We start from the raw sequence: 26,490 nt of genomic DNA, 5'->3' as shown, positions 1-26,490 counted from the left end.
GTACAAATGAAATCGATGTCTCATGATTCGGTCGAGGGGCAGAAGTCTCCTCGGCCCGCCCGGCGTTCGACGAGGTCGTTCAGCAGCCCAGCAGGCGGCCCGCCAGGTACCCCTCGATCTGGTCCAGCGACACCCGCTCCTGCTTCATGGAGTCCCGCTCGCGCACCGTCACCGCGTTGTCGTCCAGCGTGTCGAAGTCGACCGTCACGCAGTACGGCGTCCCGATCTCGTCCTGGCGCCGGTAGCGACGGCCGATGGCACCGGCGTCGTCGAACTCGATGTTCCAGTTCTGGCGCAGCGCCTGGGCGAGGCCCTTGGCCTTGGGCGAGAGCTCCGGGTTGCGGGAGAGCGGGAGCACGGCGACCTTGACCGGCGCCAGACGGTGGTCGAGGCGCAGCACGGTCCGCTTCTCCATCTTGCCCTTGGCGTTCGGCGCCTCGTCCTCGACGTAGGCGTCGAGCAGGAAGGCCAGCAGCGTACGGCCGACACCGGCCGCGGGCTCGATGACGTACGGCGTCCAGCGCTCCCCGGCCTCCTGGTCGAAGTAGGAGAGGTCCTGGCCGGAGGCCTTGCCGTGGGCGTTCAGGTCGTAGTCGGTGCGGTTGGCGACGCCCTCCAGCTCGCCCCACTCGTTGCCGCCGAACTGGAAGCGGTACTCGATGTCAGCGGTGCGCTTGGAGTAGTGGGAGAGCTTCTCCTTCGGGTGCTCGTACCACCGCATGTTCTCCTCGCGCAGGCCGAGGCCGGTGTACCAGCTCCAGCGCTGCTCCATCCAGTACTCCTGCCACTTCTCGTCCTCGCCCGGCTTGACGAAGAACTCCATCTCCATCTGCTCGAACTCGCGGGTGCGGAAGATGAAGTTGCCGGGGGTGATCTCGTTGCGGAAGGACTTGCCCATCTGCGCGATGCCGAACGGCGGCTTGCGGCGCGAAGTGGTCTGCACCTGGGCGAAGTTGGTGAAGATGCCCTGGGCGGTCTCGGGGCGCAGGTAGGCGACGGAGCCGGAGTCCTGCGTCGGGCCGAGGTGGGTGGAGAGCAGGCCCGAGAACTGCTTGGGCTCGGTGAACTGGCCCTTGTTGCCGCAGTTGGGGCAGTTCACGTCCGCCAGCCCGTTCTCCGGGAGGCGCTTGTGCTTGGCCTCGTAGGCCTCCTCCAGGTGGTCCGCGCGGAACCGCTTGTGACAGGAGGTGCACTCGGTCAGCGGGTCCGTGAAGGTGGCGACGTGACCGGAGGCGACCCAGACCTCGGGGGCCAGGATCACGGACGAGTCGATGCCGACCACGTCCTCGCGCGACGTCACCATGTAGCGCCACCACTGGCGCTTGATGTTCTCCTTGAACTCGACACCCAGCGGCCCGTAGTCCCAGGCGGCGCGCTGGCCGCCGTAGATCTCACTGCAGGGAAATACGAAGCCACGGCGCTTGCTCAGGCTGACGATGGTGTCGATCTTGTCGGCGGCCACGGTGCTCTCTTCATTACGACGACGGGCGACGAAGCGAGTTGCTTCCAGCGAATGCTCCAGGGTACCGGCGGGGGCTGGCCCCCAATCAAATCGACCCCTTGTTGACAACCGTTTCCACTTTTGTTGAAAATGACTGTCATGAACGTACGACGACGCCTCATACCCGCGGTCGCCACCGCCGCGGTCACGGCCCTCGGTCTGACCACCCTCTCCGCCTGCTCCGGTGAGAGCGCCGCCGCGGCCGGCACCGGCAAGTTCGACGTCGTCGCGTCGTTCTACCCGATGGCCTTCCTCGCCGACCGGATCGGCGGCTCCCATGTCCACGTCACCAGCCTGACCCAGCCCGGCCAGGAGCCGCACGACCTGGAGATCAGCGCCAAGCAGACCGCGATGCTCCAGGAGTCCGACGCGGTGCTCTACCTCAAGAACCTCCAGCCCTCCGTCGACGACGCGGTGGCCCAGTCCGGGATCAAGACCAAGATCGACGCCGCCGCCCTCACCTCGCTGGAGAAGCACGGCAACGAGGTCGGCGGCCACGCGGCCTCCCACGACAGCTCCGAGAACGAGGAGCCGGCCGGGCTCGACCCCCACATCTGGCTGGACCCGGTGCGCTACGCCCAGGTCGCCGAGGGAGTGGGCGCCGCCTTCGAGAAGGCCGACCCGAAGAACGCGGCCGACTACAAGAAGAACACCGCGGCCCTGGTCAAGGAGCTGGACGAGCTGAACACCCGGTTCGAGAACGGGCTCGCGCACACACGGACCAAGGTCTTCATCACCACCCACGCCGCCTTCGGCTACCTCGCCGAGCGCTACGGCCTCACCGAGGAGGCCATCAACGGCCTCGACCCCGAGTCGGAGCCGAGTGCCGCCCGGGTCAGGGCACTTGAGAGCATGGCCAGGGCCGACGGCGTCACCACCGTGTTCTACGAGACGCTCGTCAGCGACAAGACCGCGAAGACCATCGCCTCCGACGCCGGACTGACGACGGACGTCCTCGACCCGATCGAGGGCATCACCGCCAAGTCCCGCGGCAAGGACTACTTCTCGGTCCAGGAGGCCAACCTCGAGGCGCTGCGGAAGGCGCTGGGCGCCAAGTGACGGGAGACGAGATGAACGGCGAGCCTGTCATATCCCTGCGCGGCGTCCGCGCGGAGCTGGGCTCGCGCCCCGTCCTGCGCGGTGTCGACCTCACCGTGGCACGCGGTGAGGTCGTCGCGCTGCTCGGCGCGAACGGCTCCGGCAAGTCCACCGCCATCCGGTCGATCATCGGCCAAGTACCGCTCAGCGCCGGGGAGATCGAGCTGTTCGGCACCCCGCGCCGGCGGTTCCGGGACTGGGCGCGGGTGGGCTATGTACCGCAGCGCACGACGGCCGCCGGGGGCGTCCCGGCCACGGTCACCGAGATCGTCTCCTCCGGCCGCCTCTCCCGGGCCCGCTTCGGGGTGCTGCGCAAGGCCGACCACGCGGCCGTGCGCCGGGCCCTGGAGCTGGTCGACATGGCGGACCGGGCCAAGGACTCGGTGGACGCCCTCTCCGGCGGCCAGCACCAGCGCGTCCTGATCGCTCGCGCCCTCACCGCCGAGCCCGAGCTGCTGATCATGGACGAACCGATGGCGGGCGTGGACCTGGCCAGCCAGGAGGTGCTGGCACGGACGCTGCGGGAGCAGGTGGCACAGGGGGTCTCGGTGTTGCTGGTCCTGCATGAACTCGGCCCGCTGGAGCCGCTGATCGACCGTGCGGTCGTGCTGCGCGACGGCTGTGTCCTGCACGACGGGCCGCCCCCGCGCGCCGTCGGCCAGCACGCCCTCCCGGGCCACGACCACGTACATCCCCACGAGCCCACGCCCGTGCGCACAGGACTGCTGAGCTGAAGGACCCGTCATGGATTTCCTCGACTATGCCTTCATGCAGCGGGCCCTGCTCGCCGCCGTCCTCGTCGGCGTCACGGCCCCGGCGATCGGCATCTACCTCGTGCAGCGCCGCCAGGCCCTGATGGGTGACGGAATCGGCCATGTGGCGATGACGGGCGTCGGGCTCGGCTTCCTGCTCTCCGCGTCCCCGGTCTGGATGGCGACCCTGACCTCCGTCCTCGGCGCGGTCCTCATGGAGCTGATCCGCTGGTACGGCCGCACCCGCGGCGACATCGCCCTCGCGATGCTCTTCTACGGCGGTATGGCCGGCGGCGTGATGTTCATCAACCTCGCGCCCGGCGGCTCCAACGCCAATCTGACCTCGTACCTCTTCGGCTCACTGTCGACGGTGTCGGAGTCGGACGTGACGGCGATCTGCCTGCTGGCGGCCTTCGTGGTCCTGGTCACCCTCGGGCTGCGCCGCCAGCTCTTCGCGGTGAGCCAGGACGAGGAGTTCGCGCGGGTCACGGGCCTGCCCGTGCGAGTCCTGAACCTCCTCACCGCCGTCACGGCCGCGGTGACGGTGACGGTCGCGATGCGGGTGGTGGGCCTGCTGCTGGTCAGCGCGCTGATGGTGGTCCCGGTGGCGGCGGCGCAGCAGCTCAGCCGCAGCTTCGCGGCGACCTTCGCGATCGCGGTGGCGATCGGGGTGTCGGTGACCATCGGGGGCACGGTCACCTCGTACTACCAGGACGTGCCGCCCGGCGCGACGATCGTGCTCCTGACCATCGCGGCCTTCCTCCTCCTGACCGCGCTGGCGGCCCCGCTCTCGCGCCGCCGGGCCCGCGCGGCGGCGGCGGCGCGACCCGCCGGGGACCCCGCCGAGTGCGCGGTTCCGGCCGCTCGGGAGCCCGACGGGAAGGTCGGCGTCTGACCGCGCACAGGCCGGACTGGCACAATGGCCGGGCAGACGCAGAGCTGAGGAGGCAACCGGTGACGACCGCTGGACCGCCCGTGAAGGGCCGTTCCACCCGGCAGCGTGCCGCCGTCGCGGCATGCCTCGACGAGGTCGACGAGTTCCGCAGCGCGCAGGAGCTCCACGACATGCTCAAGCACAAGGGCGACTCGGTCGGCCTCACCACGGTCTACCGCACCCTCCAGTCCCTCGCCGACGCCGGCGAGGTCGACGTCCTGCGCACCTCCGACGGCGAGTCGGTCTACCGCCGCTGCTCCACCGGCGAACACCACCACCACCTGGTCTGCCGGGTGTGCGGCAAGGCGGTCGAGGTCGAGGGCCCGGCGGTGGAGAAATGGGCGGAGGCCATCTCCGCCGAACACGGCTACGTCAACGTGGCCCACACCGTGGAGATCTTCGGCACCTGCGCGGACTGCGCGTCGGCAGGGAGCTGACGCTCAGGCGCGGGTCAGGTTGCGGTCGAGGATCTCCCGCAGCCGGTCCGCGTCCGCCGGGCTCCTCAGGCCGCGCTTGGGAAGCACGGTGAAGCAGCTGGCGCTCTTGTCGTCGCTGTAGGTGACGAACGTGTCCTTGGTCTCCCGATAGCGGGGCTGCGCCGCCCACTTGACCGATGTCGTGCTGTTGTCGGTGGTCATGACCAGCCCGTCGTCCGTCACGCTCGCGCGATAGGTGCCGTTGCGGACGGCGAGCTTGAGGAAGGCGCGGGCCTGGAGCCGGGGCATGAGAAACAGCAGCACCGCGAGCAGGGGCATCCAGATCAGCAGGAACCAGTCCGGCTTCTCCCTCCCCGTGACCGAGAGCGTGGTGTTCAGCACCACCGCGAAGGCCACGACACCGATGGCCCCGTTCCGGAGCCACCCCCGCCGCCGCACCCGATTGCGTTCCCGCAGCGCCGCGGTGAAGTCCCCCACGACCGGCTCGTACACCAACTCGACCACGCCCTGATCGGCGTCCCGCCCCATGTCCATGACCATGAGACGGGATCGTAGCGTCGCGTTTCGGCCGGCCGCGCGTCAGTTACGGCCGAAGCAGCGCTCCAGTTCGGTGAGGTCGTAGAACCTGCTGCCCTTCGCGATGGGGGTGCAGCCCGGCCTGAAGGCCGTCTCCCGCTCGTTGTAGAGCATGCGGACCAGGTAGCGGTCGCCCTTGCGGAAGACGTCCCACTGGATGTTGGCGCCCAGGGGTGCCACGTCCGCCCCGCGCCACGGGTTGTCGCGGTAGGTGTACGGCTGCCCCGGCGTCGCCGCCTTCGTGCTGCCCGGCAGCCGCATCAGCGCCGCCAGCGGGATGATCTCCTCGGCGTGGGTGAAGCGGAGTTCGGCCCCCAGGGTGCTGGTGCCGGCCTTCTCCGCCTCGACCTGGCGGAAGAAGTCGTCGAGCAGGACACCGGCCATCTTGTACGTGATGTCGCTGTCGGAGAAGCCGGGCCCCTTCTCGTAGAAGTCCTCGACGTCGGAGAGGTAGCCGAACCAGGCGGCGTCGGAGCGCGAGAGGTACCGCTCCATGCCCCAGCCGGCCCCGTCCGGGCTCTCCTCGACCATCGCGGGCGCGATGGCGTACAGGTTGTAGACGGCCTGTGCGGCGGCCACCTGGTCGGCGTCGGTGAGCCCCGCCACGAAGTCGGCCTCGAACAGCCGGCGCAGCACGCTGCGGGCCGCCTCATGGGTCTTCGGCTGGTCGGTGAGCGACCGAAGGGTGCTCGCCAGCCGCTGGTCGTTCGCGATGTAGTCCCGGTACGCCGCCCCGCCCGCCGCCTTGTGGAAGTACAGCAGGTCCTTGTCGGTGCGGATCGGGCCGATCAGCGGCTTCAGGTCCGGGTCGGCGTCGGCGAGGGCGCCCGTGAACTCGTTGCCGCTGTCGATGGCACGGCCCTGGCCGGAGGAGACGACGTCGATCTTCTCGCCCTCGGCGGCGATCCGCCGGAACAGGGAGGGCAGCCGCTCGGCCAGGCGCCGGGCGGTGTCCCGCATCTCCTGCCGGCCGCGCCCGCTGAGATCGCCGTAGCCGACCCGTGCCATGGCGGCCTGGAGGGCCCGCACCTTCGGCCCGAACTCCTCGCCCCTGCGCGTGAGTCGGCCCGCGGCCCGCGCCTTGTCCCAGAGCGCGAGGACGAGGTCCCCGTCCTCGCTGTCGGTGGCGGAACGGGAGCCGTGCCGGGAGACGTTCTCCGTGAAGACGGGGGTGAAGCCGGCGGGCGCCTGCTGGTAGGTGCGGGGGTTCTGCTCGGGGGCGTAAGGCGCCTTGGTGCCGTAGCTGTCGCGGTGTGCGACCTGCGGGTCGGCGGCCCGCTGGCCGGCGGCCTGCGCGGGCAGGGCCGTGACCAGCAGGGCGCACAGGGCCGCCAGGGCGGGGGTGACACGCTTCATGGCCGGATCGTCGGCGATCTTCGTGAACCCCGGAGGGATACGAGGTGGCGGTCAGGCGTCCTCGGACTTGCCCTCCATCGCCAGCAGCTCCTCGTTCGGGATCGCCCCGCCGAACCGCCGGTCGCGGGAGGCGAACTCGACGCAGGCCCGCCACAGGTCACGGCGGTCGAAGTCCGGCCACAGCACGTCCTGGAAGACCATCTCGGCGTAAGCGCTCTGCCAGAGCAGGTAGTTGGAGGTGCGCTGCTCCCCGCTGGGGCGCAGGAACAGGTCGACGTCCGGCATGTCCGGGTAGTACAGGTACTTGGCGAAGGTCTTCTCGTTGACCTTCCCCGGGTCGAGCCGGCCGGCCTTCACGTCCTCGGCGAGGGCCTTCGCGGCGTCGGCGATCTCGGCCCGGCCGCCGTAGTTCATGCAGAAGTACAGGGTGAGCCTGTCGTTGTCCTTGGTCTGCTCCTGGGCGACCTGGAGCTCCTTGGCCACGGACCGCCACAGCTTGGGCATACGGCCCACCCAGCGCACCCGGATGCCCAGTTCGTCGAGGGTGTCTCGGGTCTTGCGGATGAAGTCGCGGTTGAAGTTCATCAGGAAGCGCACCTCGTCCGGCGACCGCTTCCAGTTCTCGGTGGAGAAGGCGTAGAGGGAGATCGCGCCCACGCCCATCTCCACGCCGCCCTGCAGCACGTCGAGCACCCGCTCGGCGCCGACCTTGTGCCCCTCCGTCCGCGGCAGGCCGCGCTGCTTCGCCCAGCGGCCGTTGCCGTCCATGACGATCGCCACATGCTTGGGGATCAGCTCGCCGGGCAGCTTCGGCGCACGCGCCCCCGACGGATGCGGCTCCGGCGTCCTGTACTCACGGCGCTGGCGCCCCAGGATCCCGCGTACGGCCATGTGCTCCTCGTCTCCTCTTCCTGCTCTGTTCCTGCTGTTCCCGCGGTCCCGCTGTTCGCGGTTCCCCCGGCTCTACGACTTCTCCACGTACCGCAGCGAGCGCAGCCCGCGTTCCATGTGCCAGTGCAGGTAGGCGGAGACCAGCCCGCTCCCCTCCCGGACATGCCGCGGCTCGCACGCGTCCGCGGTCTCCCAGTCTCCCGTAAGAAGCGCGGCGAGGAGTTCCAGGGTCTGCGGAGACGGTACGACGCTGCCGGGCACCCGGCAGTCCACGCAGACCGAGCCGCCGGAGGCGACGGAGAAGAAACGGTTCGGGCCGGGCATGCCGCACTTGGCGCAGTCGCTGAAGGTCGGGGCGTAGCCGTTGACGGCGAGGGAGCGGAGGAGGAAGGCGTCGAGGACCAGATGAGGAGCGTGCTCACCGCGGGCCAGGGTCCGCAGCGCCCCCACGAGCAGCAGATACTGCTGCACCGCGGGCTCGCCCTCATGGTCCGTGAAGCGTTCGGCGGTCTCCAGCATGGCGGTGCCGGCGGTGTAGCGCCCGTAGTCCGTCACGATCCCGCCACCGTACGGCGCGATGGTCTCGCTCTGGGTGCACAGCGGCAGCCCGCGCCCGACCAGCTCGCTCCCCTTGGCGAAGAACTGCACGTCGACATGGGAGAACGGCTCCAGCCGCGCCCCGAACTTCGACTTGGTCCGCCGCACCCCGCGCGCCACGGCCCGCACCCGCCCATGCCCCCGGGTGAGCAACGTGATGATGCGGTCGGCCTCCCCGAGCTTCTGGGTGCGCAGCACGATGCCGTCATCCCTGAAGAGACTCATCGCATGCCCCCACGGGGTTTCGGCCGGGGGTCCGGGGGGTGCCCCCCGAGCGAGCACAGCATGATGCGGTCCGCCTCCCCGAGCTTCTGGGTGCGCAGCACGATGCCGTCGTCGCGGAACAGGCTCATGGGGTCATTCTCCCGTACCGGCGGGGTCAGCGGGTGCGGTCGGGGTGGCTGATGGTGTCCCAGGGGGCGAGGTTCCAGGGGCTGGAGCGGTCGGTGGGGTCCAGGAGGGCGCGGAGGTGGGCGTCGGCGGTCTGCTGCGGGGCGGGCAGATCGTCCTGGCCGTCGCCCCGGGTCCCCGCCAGCCCGTCCCGCCAGACCTTCCTCCCCAGCAGGTAGTGGTCGGCGTACTCCTGCCAGGAGGCGTACGTCCCCACGACCGCCGGCACGATGTTCTTCAGCGCGGTCCACGCGTCGGCCTCGCCGATCAGCCCGCACGCGAACCCGCGCCGCGCGAGGTCGACGTAGAGGGCGGCGTCCCAGGCGAGCGGCGCGACGCCGGTCAGCCGCTGGGCGCGGGCGCGGTAGCCGCTGTCGGCGAGTTCGTCGAGCCGGCGGGTCAGCCCCGCACGCGAGGTGATCTCCCACTGTTCGGCCAGCCAGCTCCGCGCGCGCTCGTCGTCGAGGCGGGTGAAGGGGTAGAGGGTGGTGCGGGAGGCGTCGCGGTCACGGCTGACCGGCGCGCTCAGGGAGACCATCCACAGCTGGTGCGCGGTGAGCGGCACGGGGTAGCGCTCGGTGGCGAGCGGCTTCCGCCTCGGCCTCGCCCGTCTCCGTATGCTCCACAGACCCATGGGCCCGCACCCTACCCACGTCCCGCGTCAAGGGACTTCACCCCTGCTGCGGGCGTTGGCGTACGCCGTCGCCGCGCTGAGCCGCTCCGCCTGGGTGGCGCCCCGCACCGCGCCGGGCTCCACGTCCCACTCCCTGCCGCCGCCGTACGGTCTCAGTTGGACGTACGGTCCCTCGTGGCCCATGACGATGCCGACCTTTCCGGTGCGGAGGTCCACGACATGAGTTCCGACAGGGGGTTCCGGGGACTTCATTTCCCCTCCTTTACGACCGTAACAAAAACAGCGCACAATTCCGAGTGGCGGTACGCCTATTGCACCTCAAGCGTGCTCCCCTTTCTTTTTGGGTTTCACGCTTTTCCGGAACATGGTGACGTACGGCCCCTACACTCGGCAGGAGTCTGTGCTCTGTGAGTACGGCGCAGGTCAGGAGGGGTCCACGGATTCCTGTAAACCGACGGTATTTTCGAGCGGTAAGAGCAGGGTGTGGATTACCGCTACTCGGCCACCCGGCGCAACCGGCGGCGTGCGATCCCGGCCTCCGGTTCGGGTTCCGGTTCTGTCGCCGCCCATAGTTCGCTGAACTGGCTGACGCGGTCCTCGACGTGTTCGGGTTTCATCCGCAGCATCGTCATCTCCGGCCTGACATGATTGTCCGGCCGGGTCTCGTAGCACAGCTCCCCGTCGAAGACGATGAAGTCCGTCACCGTGGCGCCCGGGTCCAGCTGTGACAGGACGCCGATCCGGGCGTCGATGCCCTGCCTGACCTGTCGCTCGCAGAGCTGTCTGAGGGCGTCGGTGACCTGTTCCGGCTCGTCCACGAGGAACAGCCGCCGGATCTCCACGCCCCGGGTCCTGATGGCCTTCTCCTGGGCGGTCAGATACCGCTTCGCCGGCTCGCTGGACCAGAAGTCCCGGTCGACGGTCGTACTGGTGGCGTAGAGCGTCTTCTTGACGCACAGGGCGAGATCGATCAGCCACTCGTGGTTCTCGAAGCCGGAGTCCGCCCGGCCGCTGATGAGTTCCTCCATCAGCTCCGCGAGGCGCTTCAGCTCCGCCTCGGCGAAGCTCTTGACGATGCCCGGCGCCTCGTCGCCGACCTGGGTGTACGCCTTGACCAGCCGGGTCACCTCCTCGGAGCGCAGCACGGAGCCGTCCACCTTGCTGAACAGCTCCGTCGCCTCGTTGATCTTGGCGAAGCTCTGGTCGACCGCCGCACGCATCTCCGCGTGGTGGTTGGCGAGGCTCTGCTTCATGTCGTCGATGTGCCGGCGCTGGCTCTCCTCGACGACCTCCAGGCGCTCCCCGAAGTCGACGAGGTACTGCACGATCAGCGTGGCGCTGCCGAGGACGATCGACGCGACCCACTGCCAGATGTCGTTGTTGTCGCCGTTCAACAGGATGGTCAGCAGGAAGGCGCCGCCCGCCGCCGACGCGGTGATGAGGATCTTCCAGAACAGCTTGGGTATGCCCTGCCGGGGCACGACCGCGTGGTTGTCCCCGGTGCCTAACGACGCTCCGCTCATCCGACTCCCCCGTCAGGTGTGTGGTTGGTGCCGCCCTCAGCTCGTGCTCAGCGCCTGGTGCAGCAGTGGTATGGCCTGGACGGCCAGTTGGTCCCGGATGCGCTGGACCAGGTTCCGCCACTGGCGGCTGAATCCCGGTTCCCGCTCCAGCTCTTCCCACAGGTGGACCAGCGAGCGGTCCACCCGCGCGTGCGGCAGCCACAGGTGCAGCAGATGGTCGACGGCCGGGCGCAGTGCCAGGACGGCGGCGGGCCCGTCCGCCGCGGCGAGCCGACTGCTGTCCAGCATGTGCACCACCGTCGTCAAAAGCCAGTCGTGGAGCGCGAGGTCCTCGCACAGGCCCGCCGCCGCGGCGACCGGTGTGTCCGCCGGCAGCCGCAGCCGCACGGTCCGCAGCCCGTCCTCGGCCAGCGTGAACCGCGTCAACTCCGCCCGTTCGCCCTCCGGGATCCGGTGGGCGACCCAACGCAGCTGGGTGCGGCGGGACTTGAAGGGGACCTTGCGGTCCAGCAGCGGATGGCGCAGCAGCCGCGTCAGCAGGGACTCGGCGATCGCCCCGAGGTCGAGCTCGTCCCGGCCCGGCCCGCGCAACACGCCGTCCGCGGTGGGCTGTTCGGGCAGCTTGCCGAAGGGCTCGACCACCCCGGGACGGACCAGATAGTGCCCCCAGGGGCGGCGCAGGTCGGGGCCCGCGGCCGGCGCGCTGAAGTAGGCGGTGGACTGCAGCAGCCGGCCCTCGGTGAGCGCCGCGCGGGCGGCCACCGTGCCGACGGCGCGGACCTTGGCGCCGTTGGAGGTGGGCAGTCGGCAGTCCACTCCGGTCAGGGTCTCGGGGGACAGGGCGTACAGATTGGGCCGTTCGGAGACCCGCACCTGTTCGTCGGCGCGCAGTCTGAGCAGCTGGGCGGCGGCCCGGCCGTCCAGGGCCTGGAAGGACGGCAGCAGACAGGTCCGCACCTCACCACAGGCGAGGACCGGGCGGATGGCGGGTCCGAGCGCCGTCGCCATGTCAGATCCCCTCGGCCCGGGGCGGGTTGACCGGCTCCTCGTAGAAGACGTAGGTGGCGCGCTGGGCCACGGCCTCCGGGACGGCGAGCCCCTCGCGGGCCGAGCGCTCGGCGACCTGCGCCAGTGCCCCGGCGTCGACCTGGACCTGGTCGAGGATGAGCCGTACGGCGTCCTCGACGGCCAGGAAGCGGTTGGGCATCAGCGTGCAGGTGCGGTAGGCGCTGAAGGCGGCGGCCTGCGGGGTGAGTTGGAGCAGGGGCGGCAGCCGGTCCCAGTCGTGCGGGAAGTCCTCGCCGTTCCAGGGCTGCGGGGTCAGCACCGGCTCACCGAGGTGCCGCAGGAGTCCGAGCCGGGCCAGCTGCCATACGGCGGCCAGGAACGGGCAGGACCACAGCCGCCGTCCGTCCTGCTCGGAGAAGAGCTCCACGTCCATGAAGACGGAGTGGTTGCGCGCCGCGGTCTCCTGTGGCGGCTGCCAGCCCTTGACCTCGCCCAGGGCGGCGCGGCCCGCGGCGGGCGTGCGCCGGCCGTTGGCGAGCCAGCCGGTCTGGCCGACGGGCGGCCGGGAGCCGTCGCTGCCCGGCGGCGGCGACTCCACCAGGCGGTGCATGACGGACTCGGCGATCTCGATCCGGTCGGCGGCCGCGCAGCCCGACTCACGGGCCAGGTAGTCGATGACCAGACCCGCCTTCTCGGCCTCCTTCAGCACCAGCGGGACGAGTTCGGCGGGGGTGGAGAAGCGGGTGAAGTAGTCGTCGATCAGGAAGCAGGTGCTGATCCTGGCCCGCTTGCCGCCCCCGCGCCGGGCCGCGGAGGCTCGGGCGGCCTCCACCCAGAGCCGCACCTCGGCGAAGTGCTCGCGCAGCCGCTCGGGGCCCGCCTCGAAGTCCTCCATGTAGAGGTGGCCCAACTCCAGTGAGAGATGGGACAGTTGCACGGACCTGGTGTGCGGCTCCGCGGTGGTCTCCCGGAACACGGCCTCGGTCACGCCGGCTCCCAGCTCTTGTCGTCGGTGAGCCGGGACGCGAGCCGGTTCAGCGCCTCCCAGGTCTCCCGGTTGGCGATCTGGCTGTCGAGCACGTCCTCGTCGGTGATGAGCTGCTCCCGCCACTGCAGGACCGGTTCGAGGGGGATGGAGCCGAGGACCTGGCTGTAGCCGATGCCGGCGTTGGAGGCCAGCTGCTTGAGGTCGTCGTCGGCCTTGCGCAGCCACGCCGACTGGGTGGGCGAGACCTGCGACCACAGCGGTGACTCGGGATCGGGTACGGCGGCCCGCACGAAGCGGATGGCGCCGCGCAGCGCCTCCTCGTCATGGCCGCGGGCGATGCCGGCGGCGACGATGCCGCGGTCGCCGAAGACCAGGCTCGCCGCGGCCGCCACATGCTGGCGGGTCCAGCGGTGGAAGACCAGCCAGCGGGCCGTGACCTCGCTCATCTCGGGCTGCGCGGTGGCCTCCAGGACCATGTCGACGGCGTAGGAGCGGCCGGCGCTGAGGTCGACGACGACCAGCTCGAACTCGTAGGAGAGCTTGAGCAGCAGGTCGACGCAGAGCCGTACGTGTTCGCCGGTGGTGGCGAACTCGCCGCCGCTGACGTCACCGGGCAGCAGCACGAGGCGGCCGCAGCCGGGGGGTGGGTCGCGCAGCACCTGGTGCTCGGTCCGGGCCCAGACGTCTATGCGTTCCGGCTCGCCGACCTGTCCGGTGAGATAGGAGTGCAGACCGCTGTCCTCGACCGCCTTGCAGGCGTCGGCCACGTCGAAGACGGCCGACGCGGTGGGTGAGCCGAAGTCGAAGTCCAGGTAGCAGACGTCGTCCCCGGCCAGCGCCCGGTGGTAGGCCAGGTTGGCGCTGGTGACGGAGCGGCCCGTGCCCCCCTTGTCGGAGGCGGCGAAGATCAGCACCGGGTCACCGTCCCTGGGCCGCGGCTTCACGGGCCCGGGTGAGCGCGTCGAGCTGTCCCAGTACGTCCAGTGCCAACGCGTAGGACGTGCCCGGCTGTTGGTCCAGGAGGCTGCGGGCTCGGCGCAACTTGACCTCGATGTTGCGCAGTTGCATGCCGTGCCGGCCGTCGTCGGTGGGGGCGGGTTCCATCTGTTCGTTGCCCAGGAGGTGGGCGGACTCGCTGAGCAACGCCCCTGCCAGTTCGCTGAGTTCGAGGCTGCGGACCGGTGGCTGCTTGTACATCTGGTGGACCTGGACCATCACCTCGGCGACCCGCTCGGTGATGTTCCACGACACCGGGACGCGGCGGGGGACGATCTCCGCCTCGGGGTAGGCGGCGTGGACGTAGTCCCACAGCCCGGTGCCCTCGCCCTCCCGGATGCGGCGGCGCCACATGTGGTCGAAGACGTCCTCGGCGAGGCTGAGCAGCCGGTCGTGCGACTCCAGGTTGCGGGAGAGCGCGCGCAGTTGGACGGTCCGCTTGAGCAGCTGCGCCGAGAAGTCGTGCAGGGACCAGGTCAGCGGCGGGCCGATCCGCTCGCTGCCCTGCAACGGCAGTTTGACGCCCGCGTTGTGCAGTTCGTAGACCGTGCGGTCGTCGCGTGTCATCCGGCTGGTGATACGGCCGCGTTCGGCGAGGCGCTCCATGACGGTGACGGTGCGGGCCAGGTCGTCGTCGGTGGCCCTGCGGCGCATCAGGTCGTGGACGAGGATGGCGGCGACGGAGAGGGAGAAGTACTCGGACTCCAGCTGCTGTCCCGTCGTACGCCAGGGAATGTCCTCCAGGGGCCAGCGGTCGGGATCGAAGCGGGCGATGCGGGACCAGTACTGCTGGGTGAGCTCCCAGCGCAGCCGGAGCGCCTCGGCGAGCTTCTGCTGCTCGATGTTGAGCAGGCCCAGGGTCAGGGTGCGGTCGGAGAACAGGTCCTGGATGCCGTCGAGGGCGACCACCGTGAAGTAGAGGTACGGCACCGCGTCGGCGACGCCCTCGGGCTGCGGTCCGACGGGCTCGTCGGTGACGACCTCGGGGGCGTCCTTCACCAGGCTCCACGCCCAGCCGCACTCGAAGAGCTGGTTCTCGTCCCTGAGTCCGACCTGGACGTCGATACCGAGGGACACGCTCTCGACGATCGCGGCGCGCAGGGCGCGGAAGCGGTTCTGGAACTTGGTCAGCACCTGACGCTGCGACAGGCGCCCCTGGCCGAGGAGTTCACACAGGTTGCGGCCCTGCGGGGAGTCGGTGTCGAAGGCGTTGACGGTGAAGGAGCGCAGCAGGCTCACCATGGCGGCGGTGAGCCGGTTGCTGGTGGCCGTGCGCAGCTCGGCGATGGTCTCCTGGATGTCGGTGCGTCTGGTCCTGGTCTCGTAGACCTTGAGGAAGCCCAGTGTGGCCAGGCATAACGTGATCGACATGGAGAACGAGTCGACCACGCCGAGCTGGCGCTGTTCCTCGGTGGGGTCCTCGGCCTTGTCGGCGGAGCCGAAGTAGTAACCCCCGGCGAAGGTGGGCCTCTTGTCGTCACCGGTGTGGGTGGTCATGAACTCCGACGCGGCCTTGACGAGGTTGGCCGGGAGGTCGAGCCGCCCGCCCGCCTTCCGCAGCGCCTGCTGGACGTCCCCCTGGGTGGTGTCCGGGTCGTCCAGCCGGAACGCCGGGATCTCCGTGGCCGGGTACAGCAGACAGAGCAGCCGCTCGGCGTCGGCGACGCTGCTCTTGCCTCCCCACTCGCCCCAGTCCCACTGCTCCCCCTTGAAGGAGTGGCGGGCGAGGGCCTGCCAGATGTCCAGCAGATGCTGGCGTGGCTTGATCTGCATCCCATGCCCCTCACACAGGCCGCATTGCCGTCACTTGAGGAATGTCCCTCTTCTTTTGTGAAGACTCAGGCGGTCGGAATGTCCGCGTCCGGGTTCTGTCGCCATCCGTAGGCAAGGATCATTCCCGAATAGCCGTCGCGCACACCTGCCGCGGACTTGAGCCGCTCGACCTTGAAGTCGCCGACGAATGGTTCGAGGCTGGCGCGCACCTCGGATTCTCCCACGTCACAGGCCGGAAAGAACTCCTCTCCGACGTGATAGCCCTGCGAATGCTCCATGAAGGCGGCGACGAAGGGGGCGCCGGGGGCCAGCGCGCGCATGAAGCACGCGACGCCCAGGTCGAACTCCTGGTGAGAGGTGGTCATCGACTCGGCGACGAAGAACATGGTCCCGACCGACCACGGCCCGCCGAAGGCCGCCAGCTCGAAGATGTTGCCCCGCTCGACCTTGACGACCTTGCGGAACCGCTCACGGGGGTCCAGATCAAGGGAGTTGTACGCCTGGTGCGCACGCAGGGCGTCCCAGAACTTGTCCCAGTAGTCGGCGTAGGAGTCGACCTGGCTCCTGAGGTACTCCACGTTGGCCGACGCGTGCTCGAAGAGGGTGATCTCGTCGCACCACGGCATCATGGAGAGCGCGGGATAGAGATTCGCCCCGGCGCCGACGTCGATGCCGTAAACCGGCTCGAAGCCCCGATTCCGGAAATGACCGCCGAAATGATCCCTGACGATATTCAGGATCTCCGCGTCCTCCGCCTGTAAGACGCGGTAGTTGTGATCAACGTAGGCGATCGGGTCGAATGAACTCCAGGGCGCGTCCGCATTCTTCACCTGGACACCCCCGACGCATCCCCCGACGATCTCAAGGTCATTTACCTACGGTACCAACACCGGAGGCCCTCCGGATCCCCCTCAGGTCAATGTTGCGAAGCAATTACGCCGGGCACGGACGGCCACCGGGGCGCACTGGGGGCGCATCGTGGCGAATGCATTCGTGCGACCTGATCCGGCCTTGAACGGCCGGATTGTCCGGCTCAAGATGGTCGGAACTCTGCCGAACACACCAGAAAGGCAGACATCAGGCGTCTCGCCCGTACCACCCGTACGGGTGTCAACGTGCCCTTGACTCCCAGCCCGCAGGGGGCGGTATGACGGCTCTTCCAGAGAAACGTTTTCCTTCCATGGTCGGCCCCACCGACCGCCCACTGACGGTGAGGGGCGTCGCCGAGGCCGATCTGCCCGAACTCCACCGCATCGACCGCGAGACCTTCCCCGAGGAGCCGTACCCCTACTTCGTACTGCGGCAGCTCTACGACGTCCACGGCGACCGCTTCCTCGTCCTCGACGACGGCGAGAACCTGCACGGTTACGTCCTCTTCGTCACCACCTCGGACCGGTACGTGTGCTGGGGCATGAGCCTCGCCGTCACCCCCGACCTGCGCGGACTCGGCCTCGGCCGGCGGCTGATGGTCGAGGCGCTGCGCCGGGTGCGCGCCGAGGGCGTCCACCGGGTCCATCTGACCGTGGAACCGACGAACGCGGCGGCGATCTCGCTGTACCGGTCACTGGGTTTCGAGGTCGAGGCGGGTGTCCGCAAGGACTATCTGGGGCCCGGGGAGGACCGTCTGGTCATGACACTGGGGTTGTGAGTCAGGGAGACACCGGACCCGCCTCACAGGCCGTGATCACCAGCTGGACCCGGTCGCGCGCGTCCAGCTTGGTCAGGAGGCGGGTCAGGCAGGTCCCGCACCCTGCCGGGCGGGCCGCCGCCGCGCCGTCCGCCGATGGTCCACGGACCCGCGACCAAGGGATGGTCTAGAAGCGCCGTACGTACCCCTTCTGCCACGGCGTCTCCACCGCGCGGCGGTCGTAGTGCCGTCGTACGAACTCCACCGCCTCCCCGGCCGGTACGCCGTCCAGTACCGCGATACACGCCAGCGCCGTCCCGGTCCGCCCCCGCCCGCCGCCGCAGGCGACCTCGACCCGCTCGCCCGCGGCCCGCTCCCAGGCCTCGGTCAGGGCGGCACGGGCGGCCGGACGATCGACGGGAAGCCGGAAGTCGGGCCAGCGGACCCAGATGAACTCCCAGTCGACGGGCGGGGGTTGCCGGCCGAGGAGATAGAGGGCGTACGAGGGTGTGGGCGCCGTGGGGTCGAGGGGGTGCCGCAGACCCCGGCCCCGCACCAGGCGCCCCGAGGGCAGTCGCAGCACGCCCGCATCCCGCTCGTCCCACAACTCGCCCACGTCCGCTCCCCTGTCCGGTCCGATTCGGTCCGCCGCTCGGTCCGCCTCCCGGAGCGCCCGGTCGGACGGCGCCCCCGTCCATCGCATCACGTCCTCGGCCTCCGCCGGGTCGAGTCGGCGGACGTCACGCGCCGGGAGCCGTCCCGGGCCGTCCGGTGCTCAATGCCGTGGAAGTGGATCGCCATAGCGTGCTGGGCGCCCTCGACGTCATGGGAGCGCAGGGCGGCGACGATGGCGCGGTGGCGGCGGACCGTGAGCCCGGGCGGCGGGTCGTCGGGCCGTCCGCGGGCGCCGGTGACCCGCCGGAACACCGTCCAGAAGGCGCCCAGCAGCTGCGGCACAAGGGCGTTGCCGAGCGGGGCGTAGAGCAACTCGTGGAACTCGCGGTCGAGTTCGGGGAAGGGCAGCCCGGCACGCCCCGCCTCCTCCATACGGTCCACCACCGCTTCGAGCCGGTCCAGCTCCGCCTCCGTGAGAGCCGCGGCGACCCGCCGGATCAGCCCCTCCTCCAGCACCTCCCGCACCTGGAGGATCTCGGCGAGCGCCGCGGTGTCGTCGTCGTGCCGGGCGAGGGTGCGGAAGGTCAGGCCGTCGACGAGCGGGGTGAGGGAGGCCTGGCCGACGTAGGTGCCGTAGCCGTGTCTGATCTCCACGATGTCGAGGGCCTGGAGCGCCTTGAGGGCCTCGCGCACGGAGTTGCGGCTGACGCCGAGGTCCTCCATCAGCTCGGCCTCGGTGGGCAGCGGGGCGCCCGGGGCGAGCCGCCGGTCGAGGATGAGCTGCATGACCTCGCGCCGGATCCGGCTGTTCCCGGTCTCCGTGTTCCTCGGCTCCGCGGGCATGCGCCGCATCGTACGCGCCCCGGACATCCCACGTCCCATGTCTGGTCTGACGTGGGCCAACTCCCGCCATTCGGCGGCGCCATTGGTGCGACCTCTGGCGGCTACGCCATTCGTGTGCGCTGTCTTGACCGCCCTCCACGCCCCTCCTAGGGTCGCGCCTGACGACTGGACGTAGGACGTCGTATCTCCTGAGCCGTTGGTCGTATCTCCTCACCGTTGGAGGAACCGTGCACCGCCGGACCTTCCTGAAGCACACCGGCGCGCTGGGCGCGGCCGCCGCCGTCTCCGCGTCGCTCTCGGCCTGCTCTTCGGGGCCCCAGTCCACCAACGACACCGGCGGCGGAGGCGGCAGGGACCGCACGCTGACCGCGGTCATCGGCTACGGCAACGACGGCTCGTGGGACCCCACGCAGACCGCGTCCGCCTTCTGCATGGCCGCCAACAACCACATCTACGAGGGTCTCCTCGACACCGACCCGATCTCCCGCGAGCCCTACGCGGCCCTCGCGACCTCGTTGCCGACGGACGCGGGCGCGACGACCTGGCGGTTCACCCTGCGGGCCGGCGCCAGGTTCCACGACGGGAAGCCGGTCACCGCCGACGACGTGGTCTTCGTCTTCGACCGCATCCTCGACCCCGGGACCCAGACCCTCGCCAAGGGCTTCTTCGCGAGCTGGCTGAAGGAGGTCCGGAAGGTCGATGCGCACACCGTCGAGCTGGTGCTCAAGTTCCCCTTCCCGGAAGGGCTTTCGCGGCTCACCCTGGCCAAGATCATGCCCCGGCACGTCTTCTCCGCGCCCGGTGCCTGGGACAAGGCCGTGGCGGGGCTCGCGGTCGGCTCGGGGCCGTACCGGCAGACCGCGCACCACCCCAAGTCCAACACCACCTTCGCCGCCTTCGACGACTACAACGGACCGCGCCCGCCGGCCTTCAGGAGGATGAACTGGCTGACGATCGTCGACGCGGCCCCGCGCGTCGCCCGGATCTCCGGCTCCAGCGCGGGCGCGCAGATCTCCGACAACATCCCGTACGCCAACATCCGGCAGCTCAGGAGCGGAGGGCTGACGGTGGCCGGCGGGGCCGGGATGAACAACCTGTTCCTGATGTTCAACACCCGGCACAAGCCCTTCGACGACGTACGGGTGCGGCAGGCGCTGCACTACGCCATCGACACGCCCAAGATGGTGGAGGTGGCGCTGAAGGGCCACGGCAGGCCGTCGTCGTCGTTCCTCAACGAGGGCAACCCGTCCTACCGGCGCGCGAAGACCGTCTACGACCACGACCCCGAGAAGGCGAAGGCGCTGCTGAAGGCCGCCGGGGTCACCGGTCTGAAGGTCAACGTCCTGGCGGTCAACGTGAGTTGGATCGTCGACTGCCTGCCGACGATCAAGGCGTCCTGGGACGCGATCGGGGTGCGCACGACGCTCTCCCCGCAGGAGACGACCGCCGTCTTCACCAAGATGGACCAGAAGCAGGACTACCAGGTCGTGGCCGCCGCCTCGAACCCCAACCAGTTCGGCCTCGACGCCGACCTGATCATGCACTACAACTACGGCCCCGCCAACCTCTGGATGGGCTACACCCGTTGGGCCGACGACTCCGTCGCCAGGCAGCTCTTCAAGGACATGGACCGGGCGACCCGGGAGTCGGACCCGGCGCGGAAGAAGGCGATGATCCAGGACTACATCGACGTCGTCGCGGAGCAGGCCGTCCTCTACCCGGTCGTGCACAGCGAGCTGATGACCGCCTGGGACCCGCGGAAGCTGACCGGGATAAGGGCACAGCCGTACCCGGGCATCAACCTCCTCCAGGCGAAATGGGCCTGACCGCATGACCGCCGTCGTCCGGATCCTGCTCCGCCGTGTCGCCCTGCTCGTGCCGCTGATGCTCGGCATCGTGCTGTTCGTGTTCCTGGTGATGCGGTTCTCGGACGTCGACCCGGCGTCCGCGTTCTTCCAGGGCCAGAACCCGACACCCGGGCAACTGCACGACTTCCGCGAGCGGAACGGCCTGCTGGACCCGCTGCCCGTCCGCTACGTCCACTTCGTCGGCGCCCTGCTCCACGGGGACATGGGCACCAGCGCCCTGACCCGTGCCCCGGTCGTCGACCAGGTCACCACCGCGCTTCCGCTGACCCTCCAACTCACCTTCCTGGGCCTGGGGATCGCGGTCGTGCTCTCCCTGGTGGGCGGGGTGACGGCGGCGATCTACCGGGACCGGCTGCCCGACCAGGTCATCCGTGTCGTCTCCCTCACCGGCGTCGCCGCGCCCGGCTTCTGGCTGGCCCTGCTGATGATCCAGTACCTCGCGGTCGACCGGGGCTGGTTCCCGACCGGCGGCTACATCAACCCGGCCGACTCCCTCACCGGCTGGCTCAGGACAATGACACTGCCCGCGCTCGCGCTGTCGCTCCCGGTGGCCGCCCAACTCACCCGTGTCGTAAGGACGTCCGTGGTCGAGGAGCTGGACAAGGACTACGTCCGTACGGCGATCGGCAGCGGGCTGCCGCCCCGGGTGGTCGTGGGCCGCAACGTCCTGCGCAACGCCCTCATGAACCCACTGACCGTGCTGGGCCTGCGCGTCGGTTACCTGCTCGGCGGCGCCGTCGTCATCGAGACGATCTTCTCCCTGCCCGGCATGGGCAAGCTGATGATCGACGCGGTGCAGAACGGCGACCCGGCCGTGGTCCAGGGTGTCGTCCTGACGACCGCGACCGGGTTCGTCGTCGTCAACCTCGTCATCGACGTCCTGTACCTGCTGGTCAACCCGCGCCTCAGGGAGGCGTCATGACGTTCACCCGCAAGGAGCTCGCCGAGCGGCTCTCCCGGCCGGGGCCGCGAGTGCGCGGTCCGCGCCGGCTGCCGCCGCTGTCGAAGATCGCCGTGTGCTTCCTGGCGGTGGTGGTGCTGACGGCCCTGTTCGCCCCGCTGCTCGCCCCGCACGACCCGCTCGACCAGCAGCCGCCCGTGGACGGCACCGGGCATCCGTCCGCCGAGCACTGGATGGGGCAGGACAGCCTCGGGCGGGACATCCTGAGCCGGCTGATGTACGGGGCCCGGTGGTCGCTGGCGATCGGGCTCGGCGCGACCGCGCTGGCGCTCATGGCCGGCGCGCTCCTCGGGGCGGTCGCGGCGACCTCCCGCAAGGCGGTCGACGAGACGCTGATGCGCTGTCTGGACGTGGTGATGGCGTTCCCCGGCATCGCGCTCGCGGCGGTGCTCGTCGCCGTCTTCGGTGGCGGGATCACGGTGCTGATCTGCGCGATCGCGTTCCTGTTCACTCCGCCGGTGGCACGGGTCGTACGGGCGAACGTGCTTGATCAGTACGGCGAGGACTATGTGACGGCGGAGCGGGTGATTGGGGCGCGGACCCCGCACATCGTGCTGCGGCACGTCGCCGTCAACTGTGCGGCGCCGGTGCTGGTGTTCTGCACGGTGCAGGTGGCCGAGGCGATCGTGTTCGAGGCGTCGCTCTCCTTCATCGGGGCGGGGGTGCGGCCGCCGGATCCGTCCTGGGGCAGTGTCATCTCGGACGGCAAGAACATGGTGCTGACGGGGGGTTGGTGGGCGACCGTCTTCCCGGGCCTGCTGATCCTGGTCACCGTCCTGGCGCTGAACATCCTGTCCGAGGGAGTGTCGGACGCGTGGGCCGCGCCGGCGGCCCGGGAGGTACCGGTCCGGGAGGCGGAGGACCGGTTGGAGGCGCCGGAACCGGGGAGCGGCGAGGTGCTGCGGCTGCCCGGTCTCGCAGCCGCAGCCCGACGACTCCGTGCCGGGGCCCGCACACTCCCCCGGGGCCGCCAACCGGTACTGGCCGTCGACAACCTCGCCATCGGCTTCGAAGGGCGCCACAGCGGTGTGGACATCGTGGACGGCATCAGCTTCGAAGTGCAGGCCGGTGAAGTGCTCGGCCTGGTCGGGGAGTCGGGCTGCGGGAAATCGCTCACCGCGCTCACCATCATGGGCCTGCAACCACGAGGCGCCCGGATTCGCGGCCAAGTCCGTTTCGATCAGCGGGACTTGCTCGCCGAGCCCATGCGCGTCCGGCGTCGGCTGCTCGGGCACGAGATGGCGATGGTCCACCAGGACGCGCTGTCCTCCCTGAACCCGGCGATGACCATCCGCGCCCAGCTCAAGCAGCTCGTACGGCGTGGCGGGCGCCGCGGCCCCGCCGAACTGCTCGCCCTCGTCGGCCTCGACCCCGACCGCACCCTGCGCAGCTACCCGCACGAACTCTCCGGCGGCCAGCGCCAGCGCGTCCTGATCGCCATGGCGCTGTCCCGTGACCCGAAGCTGATCGTCGCCGACGAGCCGACCACCGCGCTGGACGTGACCGTGCAGGCCCAGGTGATGGAACTGCTGCTGCGGCTGCGCGAGGAGCTGGGGTTCGCGCTGATCCTCGTCTCGCACGACCTCGCGCTGGTCGCCGATGTCACCGACCGGGTGGTGGTGATGTACGGCGGGCAGATCGTGGAGACGGGGGTGACGGCCGACCTGGTGGAGGCGCCGGCCCACCACTACACGCGCGGGCTGCTCGGCAGCGTGCTCTCGCTGGAGTCGGCCGAGGAACGGATGACGCAGATCAAGGGTGTCGTCCCCGCCCCCGCGGACTTCCCGGCGGGCTGCCGGTTCGCCGACCGCTGCCCACTCGCCACCGAACTCTGCCGGACCACGCCTCCCGACCTCCTCGGCACACCCACCCACACCGCGGCCTGTCACCACCCGGCGGTCGAGCTCGTCACCTCGGAGGCCGTGAAGTGAACGCCGTCGTCGAGCTGACCGACACCCACGTGGTCCACAAGGCCCGCAGCGGCGGTCTGTTCACCCGGGACCGGGTGTACGCCCTCACCGGCGCCGACCTCGCCGTCGCCCCCGGCGAGACGGTCGGTGTCGTCGGTGAGTCGGGATGCGGCAAGTCGACGCTGGCGAAGGTGCTGGTCGGCATCCAGCGGCCCAGTGCCGGCACGGTGTCCTTCCGGGACCGTGACCTGTGGTCGATGCCGCCCGCCGAACGCAGGGCGGCCGTCGGCCGCAGCACCGGCATGATCTTCCAGGACCCGTCGACGGCCCTGAACCGCCGGCTGCCGGTGCGGCGGATCCTGCGCGATCCGCTGGATGTGCACGGCCTTGGGACGAGGCCCCAACGCGAGGAGCGGGTGCGGGAGTTGATGTCCCTGGTCGGTCTGCCGCGCGCGCTCGCCGACGCGCTGCCCGGTCAGCTGTCGGGAGGGCAGCGCCAACGCGTGGCGATCGCACGGGCGTTGGCGCTCGACCCGGATCTCGTGGTGGCCGACGAGCCGACCAGCGCGCTGGACGTCTCGGTCCGCGCCCAGATCCTCAACCTCCTCCTCGATCTGAAGGAACGCCTGGGTCTGGCCCTGGTGTTCGTCTCGCACGACATCCAGACGGTACGGCGGATGAGCGACCGGGTGATCACCATGTACCTGGGCCGGATCGTCGAGGAGGCCCCGGCCGCCGAGGTCACCGACCGTGCCCGGCACCCGTACACCCGCGCCCTCTTCTCGGCGACCCCCGGCCTGCTGAACCCCGTCGACCCCATTCCCCTGACCGGCCCCGTCCCGTCGGCGACCCGTCCGCCCAGCGGCTGCCCGTTCCGCACCCGCTGCTGGAAGGCGGACCAGGTCTGTGCGGCGGAAATGCCCGGTTTCTCGGCCGCGTCGACGGCGGCGCACCGCTACCGCTGCCACCATCCTGTGGAGGAGGACGAGGCGACCCACGACCTCGTGCGCCAGAACGCCCCCAGGGAGCCCTGATGCCCTTTCCCGCCCCGCTGACCGGTGTCGTCCCGCCCGTCTGCACGCCCCTGACACCGGATCGCGAGGTGGACGTCCCCTCCCTGCTGAGGCTGGTCGACCACCTGGTGGAGGGCGGAGTGCACGCGCTGTTCGTGCTCGGCTCGTCGTCGGAGGCGGCGTATCTGCGGGACGGACAGCGGAGGCTGGTGGTGGAGTCGGTGGTGGGTCATGTGGGCGGGCAGCTGCCTGTCCTCGCCGGGGCGATCGACATGACCACCCCGCGCGTGCTGGACCACGTCGAGTCCGTCACCGCGGCGGGCGCGGACGCCGTGGTCGTCACCGCACCCTTCTACACCCGCACCCACCCGGCCGAGATCGCCCGCCACTTCCGGCTGATCGCCGCCGCCTCCCCGGTCCCCGTCATCGCCTACGACATTCCGGTCGCCGTGCACAGCAAGCTGCCCACCGACCTGGTGCTGGAGCTCGCGGCCGACGGGACGCTCGCCGGGCTCAAGGACTCCAGCGGGGACCTGGCCGGGTTCCGGGAGGTCGTCACCGGGGCGCGGGGGCTGCCCCGCTTCAGCGTGCTCACCGGGTCGGAGCTGGTCGTCGACTCGGCGCTCGCGCTCGGCGCCGACGGTGCCGTGCCCGGGCTCGCCAACGTCGACCCGCACGGATACGTCCGCCTCGACCGGCTCTGCCGGGCCGGGGACCGGGACCGGGCGCGGGCCGAACAGGAGCGGCTGTGCGCACTGTTCAAGCTGGTGGGCGCCGGGGATCCCGCGCGGATGGGCGGCAGCTCGTCGGCGCTGGGCGCCTTCAAGGCGGCGCTGCACCTGCGCGGGATCATCGACTGCCCGGCGACGGCGGAACCCCAGGTGCCGCTGTCGTCGGAGGAGATCGAGCGGGTCGGCAAGTTCCTCGCCGCGGCGGGGCTCCTCTAGAAGGTGTCCGTGGGCAGGCGGCGGAACTCGATCGTGTCGTACGGGCCCGCGACTCCGGTCTCGTACAGGATCCCCACCGTGTTCCAGCCGACCTGCACCAAGTCCGAGTAGGCCGCCCGTTGCTGACTGAGAGTCAGCACCTTGGTGAAGGTCGCGCCCCGGTCCGTGCTGCGCCAGATCGCCATGGCCTGGCGGACCGTCGGCACGGACGGGCCGGAGAACAGCAACGGGGCTTCAGGGGCCCGGAGTTGGAGGACGCTGCCCCCCACCACCGGGACGTCGTTCAAGGTGGACTGGACGACGTAGGGGTGGTCCAGGGTCTCGGCGCCGTCGCTGGAGCAGGTGTCGAGACGATTGCCGACGCTCGTGCCGTTCTGGTCGCGGGAGCCGAAGTAGAGGCGGCCGTCGGGGAGTTCGGCGGCCGTCGACTCGTTGGGGTTGGCGTACCCGTCGTGGGCGCCGTCGACGAAGCCGATGTGCCAGGTGTCACCGCCGTCGTCGCTGTAGATGGCGTGCGCGCCGTAGTACCTGGCCTCCTGCCCGGTGTCGGAGGAGCCGGCCGGCGGGGCGGCGGAGTGGTCGGCGGGGACCACGAGCCGTCCGGTGTGCGGGCCGTGGGTCAGCGCGAGCGCGTGTCCGGGGCCGGTCGCGTACCACCGCCAGTCCGGCCGCTTCACCTCGGCGGTGATGTCGCGCGGCACCGTGAAGTGCCGCCCGTCGTCCACGCTCCGCTGCACGAACACCCGTCGGCCCTGCTCCGGTGTCACCTCCCCCCGCATGATCTGCGCCTCGGTGACGGCACCGCTGTTGTAGGACGTCACGAGGACGATCGCACCGGTACGCGGGTCGACCACCGGCGCCGGATTGCCCCGGGTGTTCCCCTCCCCCACGGCCACCACCCGCGACGGGCCCCAGGTGCACCCGCCGTCCTCCGACCGTCTCAGCACGACGTCGATGTGCCCGGAGTCGGCGGCACTGTCGTGGCGGCCCTCGGCGAAGGCCAGCACCGTGCCCCGCCGGGTCGTGACGGTGGCCGGGATGCGGTAGGTGTCGTAGCCCCCCTCACCCGAGACATACGGGACGGAGGAGGCGCAGCCGGTGGCGGCTGCGGCCGGGTGGGTGACGGTGAGCGGGGCCAGGAGTGCGGCGGTGACGAGAAGCGTGCGGCTCAGGATGGTCATCGGTCTCCCTTACGGACCGTCAGAAATCACCTGTCCGTCACATGTTTCCCGTGCTTCCCGAAGTCACCAAC

27 protein-coding genes and 1 pseudogene are annotated in these 26,490 nt (G+C 70.3%); 10 read left to right on the top strand and 18 right to left on the bottom strand.

Translation table 11 applies throughout. The features are described 5' to 3' along the window. Positions 1-79: 79 nt before the first annotated feature. Positions 80-1,462 (bottom strand): glycine--tRNA ligase, encoded by a 1,383-nt coding sequence (locus ABZT17_RS17710; protein ID WP_356349698.1) that lies wholly within the window; start codon positions 1,460-1,462, stop codon positions 80-82. Positions 1,463-1,600: 138 nt separating this feature from the next. Here ABZT17_RS17710 and ABZT17_RS17705 point away from each other — a divergent pair, with 138 nt between their 5' ends. From ABZT17_RS17705 to ABZT17_RS17690, 4 genes are read left to right on the top strand one after another with little or no spacing between them, the layout of a single operon-like run. Beyond that, positions 1,601-2,560 carry a metal ABC transporter substrate-binding protein gene (locus ABZT17_RS17705; RefSeq protein WP_356349696.1) on the top strand — a complete coding sequence of 320 codons (960 nt, stop codon included), beginning with the start codon at positions 1,601-1,603 and terminating at the stop codon, positions 2,558-2,560. Positions 2,561-2,571: 11 nt separating this feature from the next. Beyond that, positions 2,572-3,333, top strand: coding sequence for a metal ABC transporter ATP-binding protein (locus tag ABZT17_RS17700; protein ID WP_356349694.1), 762 nt, complete (start codon positions 2,572-2,574; stop codon positions 3,331-3,333). A 10-nt stretch (positions 3,334-3,343) separates the two neighbouring features. Then, entirely contained in the window at positions 3,344-4,246 is a 903-nt protein-coding gene (locus tag ABZT17_RS17695; RefSeq protein ID WP_356349692.1) for a metal ABC transporter permease, read from the top strand. A gap of 59 nt (positions 4,247-4,305) precedes the next feature. Beyond that, entirely contained in the window at positions 4,306-4,722 is a 417-nt protein-coding gene (locus tag ABZT17_RS17690) for a transcriptional repressor (RefSeq protein ID WP_356349690.1), read from the top strand. Between the two features lie 3 nt (positions 4,723-4,725). On the opposite strand, the gene ABZT17_RS17685 is transcribed toward ABZT17_RS17690, so the two are convergent. From ABZT17_RS17685 to ABZT17_RS17625, 13 genes are all read right to left on the bottom strand, one after another. Then, positions 4,726-5,262 (bottom strand): YcxB family protein, encoded by a 537-nt coding sequence (locus ABZT17_RS17685; protein ID WP_356349688.1) that lies wholly within the window; start codon positions 5,260-5,262, stop codon positions 4,726-4,728. A gap of 39 nt (positions 5,263-5,301) precedes the next feature. Continuing rightward, a complete protein-coding gene (locus ABZT17_RS17680; protein WP_356349686.1) occupies positions 5,302-6,654 on the bottom strand; it encodes a histidine-type phosphatase in 1,353 nt (450 codons plus the stop codon). 51 nt (positions 6,655-6,705) lie between these two features. Next, a complete protein-coding gene (locus tag ABZT17_RS17675; protein ID WP_356349682.1) occupies positions 6,706-7,545 on the bottom strand; it encodes an isoprenyl transferase in 840 nt (279 codons plus the stop codon). A gap of 72 nt (positions 7,546-7,617) precedes the next feature. Then, a complete protein-coding gene (recO, locus tag ABZT17_RS17670) occupies positions 7,618-8,367 on the bottom strand; it encodes a DNA repair protein RecO (protein ID WP_356349680.1) in 750 nt (249 codons plus the stop codon). Then, on the bottom strand, positions 8,364-8,495 hold the full coding sequence (locus ABZT17_RS17665) for a hypothetical protein (RefSeq protein ID WP_356349704.1): 132 nt from the start codon (positions 8,493-8,495) through the stop codon (positions 8,364-8,366). The genes recO and ABZT17_RS17665 overlap by 4 nt, the downstream gene beginning before the upstream one ends. A gap of 26 nt (positions 8,496-8,521) precedes the next feature. Continuing rightward, complete coding sequence (locus ABZT17_RS17660) at positions 8,522-9,166, bottom strand: DUF1266 domain-containing protein (RefSeq protein ID WP_356349678.1); 645 nt, start codon at positions 9,164-9,166, stop codon at positions 8,522-8,524. Positions 9,167-9,193: 27 nt separating this feature from the next. Further along, on the bottom strand, positions 9,194-9,418 hold the full coding sequence (locus tag ABZT17_RS17655) for a hypothetical protein (protein ID WP_356349676.1): 225 nt from the start codon (positions 9,416-9,418) through the stop codon (positions 9,194-9,196). Between the two features lie 242 nt (positions 9,419-9,660). Next, positions 9,661-10,689, bottom strand: a complete 1,029-nt coding sequence (locus ABZT17_RS17650; protein ID WP_356349673.1) for a DUF6879 family protein — start codon at positions 10,687-10,689, stop codon at positions 9,661-9,663. 36 nt (positions 10,690-10,725) lie between these two features. After that, entirely contained in the window at positions 10,726-11,697 is a 972-nt protein-coding gene (locus ABZT17_RS17645) for an SCO2521 family protein (protein WP_356349671.1), read from the bottom strand. Between the two features lies 1 nt (position 11,698). Next, positions 11,699-12,685: an SCO2522 family protein gene (locus ABZT17_RS17640; protein ID WP_356349668.1), complete on the bottom strand. Its 987-nt coding sequence runs from the start codon at positions 12,683-12,685 to the stop codon at positions 11,699-11,701. Beyond that, positions 12,682-13,599 (bottom strand): SCO2523 family variant P-loop protein, encoded by a 918-nt coding sequence (locus ABZT17_RS17635; RefSeq protein WP_356349666.1) that lies wholly within the window; start codon positions 13,597-13,599, stop codon positions 12,682-12,684. The genes ABZT17_RS17640 and ABZT17_RS17635 overlap by 4 nt, the downstream gene beginning before the upstream one ends. Before the next feature lie 4 nt (positions 13,600-13,603). After that, a complete protein-coding gene (locus ABZT17_RS17630; protein ID WP_356349664.1) occupies positions 13,604-15,454 on the bottom strand; it encodes an SCO2524 family protein in 1,851 nt (616 codons plus the stop codon). Positions 15,455-15,519: 65 nt separating this feature from the next. Further along, positions 15,520-16,284 carry an SCO2525 family SAM-dependent methyltransferase gene (locus tag ABZT17_RS17625; protein ID WP_356349661.1) on the bottom strand — a complete coding sequence of 255 codons (765 nt, stop codon included), beginning with the start codon at positions 16,282-16,284 and terminating at the stop codon, positions 15,520-15,522. 350 nt (positions 16,285-16,634) lie between these two features. Between ABZT17_RS17625 and ABZT17_RS17620 the strand changes: the two genes are divergently transcribed. Next, positions 16,635-17,102, top strand: a complete 468-nt coding sequence (locus ABZT17_RS17620; protein ID WP_356349658.1) for a GNAT family N-acetyltransferase — start codon at positions 16,635-16,637, stop codon at positions 17,100-17,102. Position 17,103: 1 nt separating this feature from the next. Here the strand turns inward: ABZT17_RS17620 and ABZT17_RS17615 are convergent. The 3 genes and pseudogenes from ABZT17_RS17615 to ABZT17_RS17605 all read right to left on the bottom strand — a co-directional run. Further along, positions 17,104-17,196, bottom strand: a pseudogene (locus ABZT17_RS17615) (DNA-binding response regulator); the annotation flags it as partial. A gap of 72 nt (positions 17,197-17,268) precedes the next feature. After that, a complete protein-coding gene (locus ABZT17_RS17610) occupies positions 17,269-17,697 on the bottom strand; it encodes a protein phosphatase (RefSeq protein WP_356349656.1) in 429 nt (142 codons plus the stop codon). An 86-nt stretch (positions 17,698-17,783) separates the two neighbouring features. Then, entirely contained in the window at positions 17,784-18,548 is a 765-nt protein-coding gene (locus ABZT17_RS17605) for a FadR/GntR family transcriptional regulator (RefSeq protein ID WP_356349702.1), read from the bottom strand. Between the two features lie 218 nt (positions 18,549-18,766). On the opposite strand from ABZT17_RS17605, the gene ABZT17_RS17600 reads away from it, so the two are divergent. Genes ABZT17_RS17600 through ABZT17_RS17580 form a run of 5 tightly spaced genes read left to right on the top strand, consistent with a single transcriptional unit; the run spans position 18,767 to position 25,238 of the window. After that, the gene (locus tag ABZT17_RS17600) at positions 18,767-20,365 is read left to right on the top strand and encodes an ABC transporter substrate-binding protein (RefSeq protein WP_356349654.1); all 1,599 of its coding nucleotides are present in this window, start codon (positions 18,767-18,769) and stop codon (positions 20,363-20,365) included. 4 nt (positions 20,366-20,369) lie between these two features. After that, positions 20,370-21,329, top strand: a complete 960-nt coding sequence (locus ABZT17_RS17595; protein ID WP_356349652.1) for an ABC transporter permease — start codon at positions 20,370-20,372, stop codon at positions 21,327-21,329. Further along, positions 21,326-23,299, top strand: coding sequence for a dipeptide/oligopeptide/nickel ABC transporter permease/ATP-binding protein (locus ABZT17_RS17590; RefSeq protein WP_356349650.1), 1,974 nt, complete (start codon positions 21,326-21,328; stop codon positions 23,297-23,299). Before ABZT17_RS17595 ends, ABZT17_RS17590 begins: the two co-directional genes overlap by 4 nt. After that, on the top strand, positions 23,296-24,312 hold the full coding sequence (locus tag ABZT17_RS17585; RefSeq protein ID WP_356349648.1) for an ABC transporter ATP-binding protein: 1,017 nt from the start codon (positions 23,296-23,298) through the stop codon (positions 24,310-24,312). Before ABZT17_RS17590 ends, ABZT17_RS17585 begins: the two co-directional genes overlap by 4 nt. Continuing rightward, positions 24,312-25,238, top strand: a complete 927-nt coding sequence (locus tag ABZT17_RS17580; protein ID WP_356349645.1) for a dihydrodipicolinate synthase family protein — start codon at positions 24,312-24,314, stop codon at positions 25,236-25,238. The genes ABZT17_RS17585 and ABZT17_RS17580 overlap by 1 nt, the downstream gene beginning before the upstream one ends. On the opposite strand, the gene ABZT17_RS17575 is transcribed toward ABZT17_RS17580, so the two are convergent. Beyond that, on the bottom strand, positions 25,235-26,419 hold the full coding sequence (locus ABZT17_RS17575) for a sialidase family protein (protein ID WP_356349643.1): 1,185 nt from the start codon (positions 26,417-26,419) through the stop codon (positions 25,235-25,237). The two genes, ABZT17_RS17580 and ABZT17_RS17575, sit on opposite strands and share 4 nt — an antisense overlap. Positions 26,420-26,490: the final 71 nt, after the last annotated feature.

Source organism: Streptomyces sp. NPDC005648 (assembly GCF_040605395.1).
In the GTDB taxonomy this organism is placed as follows: Bacteria; Actinomycetota; Actinomycetes; order Streptomycetales; family Streptomycetaceae; genus Streptomyces.
This window is presented reverse-complemented; position numbering and strand designations above follow the sequence as displayed.

Bases quoted from the DNA above. Each gene is read 5' to 3' on its own strand.
- ABZT17_RS17705 (WP_356349696.1), top strand. From the start codon at position 1,601: ATGAACGTACGACGACGCCTCATACCCGCGGTCGCCACCGCCGCGGTC.
- recO (WP_356349680.1), bottom strand. From the start codon at position 8,367: ATGAGTCTCTTCAGGGATGACGGCATCGTGCTGCGCACCCAGAAGCTC.
- ABZT17_RS17660 (WP_356349678.1), bottom strand. From the start codon at position 9,166: ATGGGTCTGTGGAGCATACGGAGACGGGCGAGGCCGAGGCGGAAGCCG.
- ABZT17_RS17575 (WP_356349643.1), bottom strand. From the start codon at position 26,419: ATGACCATCCTGAGCCGCACGCTTCTCGTCACCGCCGCACTCCTGGCC.
- ABZT17_RS17590 (WP_356349650.1), top strand. From the start codon at position 21,326: ATGACGTTCACCCGCAAGGAGCTCGCCGAGCGGCTCTCCCGGCCGGGG.
- ABZT17_RS17665 (WP_356349704.1), bottom strand. From the start codon at position 8,495: ATGAGCCTGTTCCGCGACGACGGCATCGTGCTGCGCACCCAGAAGCTC.
- ABZT17_RS17630 (WP_356349664.1), bottom strand. From the start codon at position 15,454: ATGCAGATCAAGCCACGCCAGCATCTGCTGGACATCTGGCAGGCCCTC.
- ABZT17_RS17645 (WP_356349671.1), bottom strand. From the start codon at position 11,697: ATGGCGACGGCGCTCGGACCCGCCATCCGCCCGGTCCTCGCCTGTGGT.
- ABZT17_RS17605 (WP_356349702.1), bottom strand. From the start codon at position 18,548: ATGCGGCGCATGCCCGCGGAGCCGAGGAACACGGAGACCGGGAACAGC.
- ABZT17_RS17700 (WP_356349694.1), top strand. From the start codon at position 2,572: ATGAACGGCGAGCCTGTCATATCCCTGCGCGGCGTCCGCGCGGAGCTG.
- ABZT17_RS17675 (WP_356349682.1), bottom strand. From the start codon at position 7,545: ATGGCCGTACGCGGGATCCTGGGGCGCCAGCGCCGTGAGTACAGGACG.
- ABZT17_RS17620 (WP_356349658.1), top strand. From the start codon at position 16,635: ATGGTCGGCCCCACCGACCGCCCACTGACGGTGAGGGGCGTCGCCGAG.
- ABZT17_RS17680 (WP_356349686.1), bottom strand. From the start codon at position 6,654: ATGAAGCGTGTCACCCCCGCCCTGGCGGCCCTGTGCGCCCTGCTGGTC.
- ABZT17_RS17595 (WP_356349652.1), top strand. From the start codon at position 20,370: ATGACCGCCGTCGTCCGGATCCTGCTCCGCCGTGTCGCCCTGCTCGTG.
- ABZT17_RS17580 (WP_356349645.1), top strand. From the start codon at position 24,312: ATGCCCTTTCCCGCCCCGCTGACCGGTGTCGTCCCGCCCGTCTGCACG.
- ABZT17_RS17685 (WP_356349688.1), bottom strand. From the start codon at position 5,262: ATGGTCATGGACATGGGGCGGGACGCCGATCAGGGCGTGGTCGAGTTG.
- ABZT17_RS17650 (WP_356349673.1), bottom strand. From the start codon at position 10,689: ATGAGCGGAGCGTCGTTAGGCACCGGGGACAACCACGCGGTCGTGCCC.
- ABZT17_RS17655 (WP_356349676.1), bottom strand. From the start codon at position 9,418: ATGAAGTCCCCGGAACCCCCTGTCGGAACTCATGTCGTGGACCTCCGC.
- ABZT17_RS17695 (WP_356349692.1), top strand. From the start codon at position 3,344: ATGGATTTCCTCGACTATGCCTTCATGCAGCGGGCCCTGCTCGCCGCC.